Annotated in this window: 3 protein-coding genes; 2 read left to right on the top strand and 1 reads right to left on the bottom strand. The window is 50.0% G+C overall.

Going from position 1 to position 4,492, the window contains the following annotated elements:
- Positions 1–115 precede the first annotated feature (115 nt).
- Positions 116–1,408, top strand: a complete 1,293-nt coding sequence (locus KDK19_RS09910; RefSeq protein ID WP_257291849.1) for an MFS transporter — start codon at positions 116–118, stop codon at positions 1,406–1,408.
- Positions 1,409–1,448: 40 nt separating this feature from the next.
- Here KDK19_RS09910 and nadB read toward each other — a convergent pair whose 3' ends face one another.
- A complete protein-coding gene (gene nadB, locus KDK19_RS09915) occupies positions 1,449–3,077 on the bottom strand; it encodes an L-aspartate oxidase (protein ID WP_257275629.1) in 1,629 nt (542 codons plus the stop codon).
- 779 nt (positions 3,078–3,856) lie between these two features.
- Between nadB and rpoE the strand changes: the two genes are divergently transcribed.
- Positions 3,857–4,444: an RNA polymerase sigma factor RpoE gene (rpoE, locus tag KDK19_RS09920; RefSeq protein WP_257280709.1), complete on the top strand. Its 588-nt coding sequence runs from the start codon at positions 3,857–3,859 to the stop codon at positions 4,442–4,444.
- The last annotated feature ends 48 nt before the right edge of the window (positions 4,445–4,492 follow it).

Below are 4,492 nucleotides of genomic sequence, written 5' to 3' on the forward strand. Positions count from 1 at the left end.
CAATTTCTTGCAATCCTCGCTACGGACGCTTAAGTCCGACAGGCTGCTAGAAATTGTTTCAGTCGTTCATTGTTGATTTATGAATATTGTTGATTGATTTTTCAGAGAGGCAGTTATGGCTTTGCCCCAGAAAAAGGTGGTAGCGATTACATCCTTGGGCGGACTCCTTGAGGCCTATGACTTTACCGTTTATGCGCACATGGCAGCCTACATCTCGCAGGTTTTTTTTCCTGCCTCAGATACTACCGGTTCGCTGATTAATACCTTTATTACTTTTGCGTTTGGATATATTTCCAGACCGCTTGGGGCTATTGCCTTCAGTCACTGGGGAGATCGCTACAGCCGTAAGGCGAGTTTTACGGTCACCATTCTGCTAATGGCGATCTCAACATTGTTGATTGGTCTGTTACCCGGTTATGCCCAGTGGGGTCTGCTGGCCCCTGTTCTTCTTGCTCTTTTGAGGTTTTTGCAAGGATTCTCTTTTGCAGGTGAGCTTTCTGGTGCTTTCACTTATCTCTATGAAACCGTCCCTGCCCGAACACAAGGCTTTGCTGTCAGCATTCTGGGTGCGGCGACTCTGGCTGGAACTCTGCTGGGTGTCAGCCTGCATGGGCTACTGGTTCATCTATTGACGATGGAACACATGATTGATTGGGGATGGCGAGTGCCCTTCATACTGGGTGGATCTCTTGGAGCTGTCAGTTATGTCGTCAGAAGACGTTTTGTGGAGCCAGAAGCTTTCAGACTTCTGTTGACACAGGGTGAAGTGGAAAAAGTACCAGTGCTCACGCTGTTGAAACACTACAAGTCACAAATTTTTACCGGGCTACTGCTGGTCATGCCGGTGCTGGTTGCTGTGACAGTGCTGGTCTTGTTTATCCCTGGCTATCTGACTCGATTGCTCGACTATCCAGCCAGAGAGGTGGCTCTTGCCAATGGCCTCAGCATGTTCGCCGGAGTGCCTTTATGCCTGCTGATGGGCTGGCTGGCTGATCGGGTCGACAGGCGCTATCTGATGCTCAGCGCTTCTCTTCTGATCGTTGTGATGGCCTGGCCACTTTTCGATTGGTATGCTTCTGGCGATGCGAATCTGTTGGTGACTGCTTTAATCGGGGCCATCCTTTGGGGGAGTATCGATGGCATTTCACTTTTGCTGCTGGTCTCGGCCTTTCCAACAGGCATCCGTTTTACCGGAATGGCTTGCGTATACAATATCGCCGCTATGATTTTTGCCGGCTTTGGCCCAGTTATCTCAATGGGTTTGATTCGAGTGACTCACTTGCAGGCAGCTCCTGCATTTTACCTGATGATCAGTGGGTTGGCAGGTTGTTTGGGGGCTATGCTGATATCACCTGAACAGCGAAGGAGTCATCCAACATTCTCTGATGAGCTGGAACCCACCGCTTAGACACAATGCCCGGGCTGTGGATTCCAGCGATTCGGGGACATTAAAAAGTGATTGCGTTTTCCGGTACAAAGTTTTCTGGTATCAGGGTGGTTTCTTTGCTGGATTCCAGTGTGAATGGGAAGTCCAGATTGAAATGCAGTCCCCGGGACTCCTGCCGGGAGAGAGCACATTCAATAATCAGCTCTGCAACCTGGGACAGATTCCTCAATTCAATCAAGTCATTGCTGATCTTGAAGTTGCTGTAAAAATCATGAATCTCATGTTGCAATAATCTGGATCGGTTCCTGGCTCTCAGAAGCCGCTTAGTCGTCCTGACAATGCCTACGTAGTCCCACATGAAGCGTCTGAGCTCATCCCAGTTGTGTGAGATCACAACATTTTCATCAGAGTCGGTCACCAGACTGTCGTCCCATGCTGGAATTTCAGGGCAGGGAGGTTGATCGGCGATGGTACGGTTAATATCTTCGGCGCAACTTCTGGCGCTGACAAAGCATTCCAATAGTGAGTTGCTGGCCAGACGGTTGGCTCCATGCAGTCCGGTAAATGAACATTCACCGATGGCGTAAAGTCCCGGGAGATCAGTTTGGCCGTTAAGATCCACAAGAATGCCGCCGCAGGTGTAGTGAGCTGCCGGAACGATAGGAAGTGGTTCGCGGGTCATATCAATCCCGTATTTCAGGCACCGCTCATAAATATTCGGGAAATGAGATTTAATGAAGTCCCGTGGCTGGTGACTGATATCCAGAAACAGGCAGTCTGCACCCAGCTTCTTCATTTCATGATCAATGGCTCTGGCGACAATATCCCTGGGGGCCAGTTCACCTCGTTGGTCGTAGTCATCCATGAAGCGAGTTCCATCAGGTCGCACTAGCAAACCACCTTCTCCGCGGACAGCTTCAGATATCAGGAAGGACTTGGCCTTGGGGTGGAACAGGCAGGTAGGATGAAACTGGTTAAACTCCAGGTTGGCAACCCGGCAGCCGGCACGCCAGGCCATGGCTATACCGTCTCCGCTGGCACCATCGCTATTAGTGGTAAAAAGATAGGCTTTGCTGGCACCACCACTGGCAATAGCCTGTGCACGTCCGCGGAACAGTTTTACCTGGTCTGAATGGATATCCAGTACATAAACCCCGACGCACTTTTGTTCATCCAGACCAAGTTTACTGGTAGAAACGACGTCGATGGCCAGATGATGTTCATAGAGGTCAATGTTGGGTTGTTTCCTGGCTTTGTCGATCAGGGTTTCTGAAATGGCTCTGCCGGTTGCATCAGCGGCATGAATAATTCTTCTGGTGCTGTGACCGCCTTCCCGGGTCAGGTGAAAGTCAAAATTCTTTTCATCCTCCTGTTCACGGGTAAAGGGGACGCCCTGGTCAATCAGCCACTGGATGCTGGCATTACCCTGTTCTACAACGTGTCTGACAGTAGACTCCCTGCAGAGTCCCGCACCTGCTATGAGTGTATCTTCTATATGTTTATCCAGGCTGTCCTGCTGTGTGTCCAGAACGGCTGCGACTCCACCCTGGGCCCCGGCTGAAGAGCCGGCCATTAACTCGCCCTTACTCAAAATGGCGACGCGCAGGTGGCTATCCAGGTGGAGTGCCAGTGTCAGTCCCGCTGCGCCACTGCCAATGATTACTACGTCATAGTCAAGTATCGGATGCATGTATATTCCCTGATCCCTCTAATAACAGACTGCGGGGTCTGTTTCAGGAGCTCGTCACCGACAGGCTCCGGTCTGAAAAATATTATGAACACGGGCAGGGATATTATCCACTGGACATCAGGTGTTCAGGCTGGACTGCGCAGTTTCCTGTGCCCGAGAGGCTGACCGTAAACAGACTACTTTTAAGCGGTGGCAGCGAATGGGCCTAAAATTTTCTGCCATCCTCAGCACGTGCACTATCTCGGGTCAGTCTCCTTTAGCCGGGTATGGAGTGAATATGGTCGTTTTGCAGGTGAAACTGGAACTCACAACCATGATGGTTAAACTCACTTCCATCTAAAGCTGCGCCAGAGGTTGCCGATGGAATGTACGAAGAAAATCACTCACCTTTACAGTGAAAAACATTACGCTAACAAAGTTTCGTAATGCTGTCTTGGCTTTTGGCTGTATGAGCAGACTCAACGTACGGCGTTATAAAAGACTGAAAAATCGGTATCTAGTATATAGAAATTATAGTGAGCACTATAGTACGCTGTGATGATCCGAGTCAGTTTTCAGCCGATACTGTGAAATTTTTTTGAATGAGTTCGGGAACTTTCTGGCCGAAACATGGTCTATATAGAAGAAAACAGAGTTCACTGCACGATCGTGTGTTTGTGGAAGGGGGGGGAGTCTTGTCAGCTGGGGCGCCGATTTGCGTTCGATCAGTTGGCAGTTGCATCTGTTTATTCCTTCGCCATTCGCCCTTGTGTTTTCTGCAGTAGTGGGGGACTCCCTCTATGGTAGAACAACCACAGGCGGATAAGCAGCTCGTTGAGCGCGTGCAGAAAGGCGATAAGACGGCTTTCGATATGCTAGTGCTCAAGTATCAGCATCGGGTACTGGGTCTGGTAGGCAGTTACATTACTGACTATCAGGAAGTGCAGGATGTAGCTCAGGAGGCCTTTATTAAGGCCTATCGGGCGATAGACAAGTTCCGTGGCGACAGTTCTTTTTACACCTGGCTCTATCGGATTGCCGTCAATACTGCCAAGAATTATCTGGTTTCCAAGGGGCGCAAGATTCCAGAGTCTGAGGTGGATGTTCATGATGCAGATCTATTGGATACCGTAACGGCTATTCGAGTGGTTGAAACCCCCGAGCGGAATCTTTATCGGGATGAGATTGAGCAGGTGATCCATGATGTGATCCGACGTCTGCCAGACGAGTTACGAACTGCTGTAGTGCTGAGGGAGTTTGATGGGCTCAGCTATGACGAAATTGCCAATGTAATGGATTGCCCCGTTGGCACGGTTAGATCAAGAATCTTCCGGGCCAGGGAGGCAATTGACAAGGTAGTCGAGCCACTTTTGCGCCGTAATTCCTAGCAGCCTGTCGGACTTAAGCGTCCGTAGCGAGGATTGCAAGAAATTGAG

Origin of the sequence: Endozoicomonas sp. ONNA1, assembly GCF_024606325.1 — a bacterium.
Lineage (GTDB): Bacteria > Pseudomonadota > Gammaproteobacteria > Pseudomonadales > Endozoicomonadaceae > Endozoicomonas_A.

What these genes read in the sequence shown, in the direction of transcription:
- rpoE (WP_257280709.1), top strand. Translation starts at nt 3,857, where the DNA reads ATGGTAGAACAACCACAGGCGGATAAGCAGCTCGTTGAGCGCGTGCAG.
- nadB (WP_257275629.1), bottom strand. Translation starts at nt 3,077, where the DNA reads ATGCATCCGATACTTGACTATGACGTAGTAATCATTGGCAGTGGCGCA.
- KDK19_RS09910 (WP_257291849.1), top strand. Translation starts at nt 116, where the DNA reads ATGGCTTTGCCCCAGAAAAAGGTGGTAGCGATTACATCCTTGGGCGGA.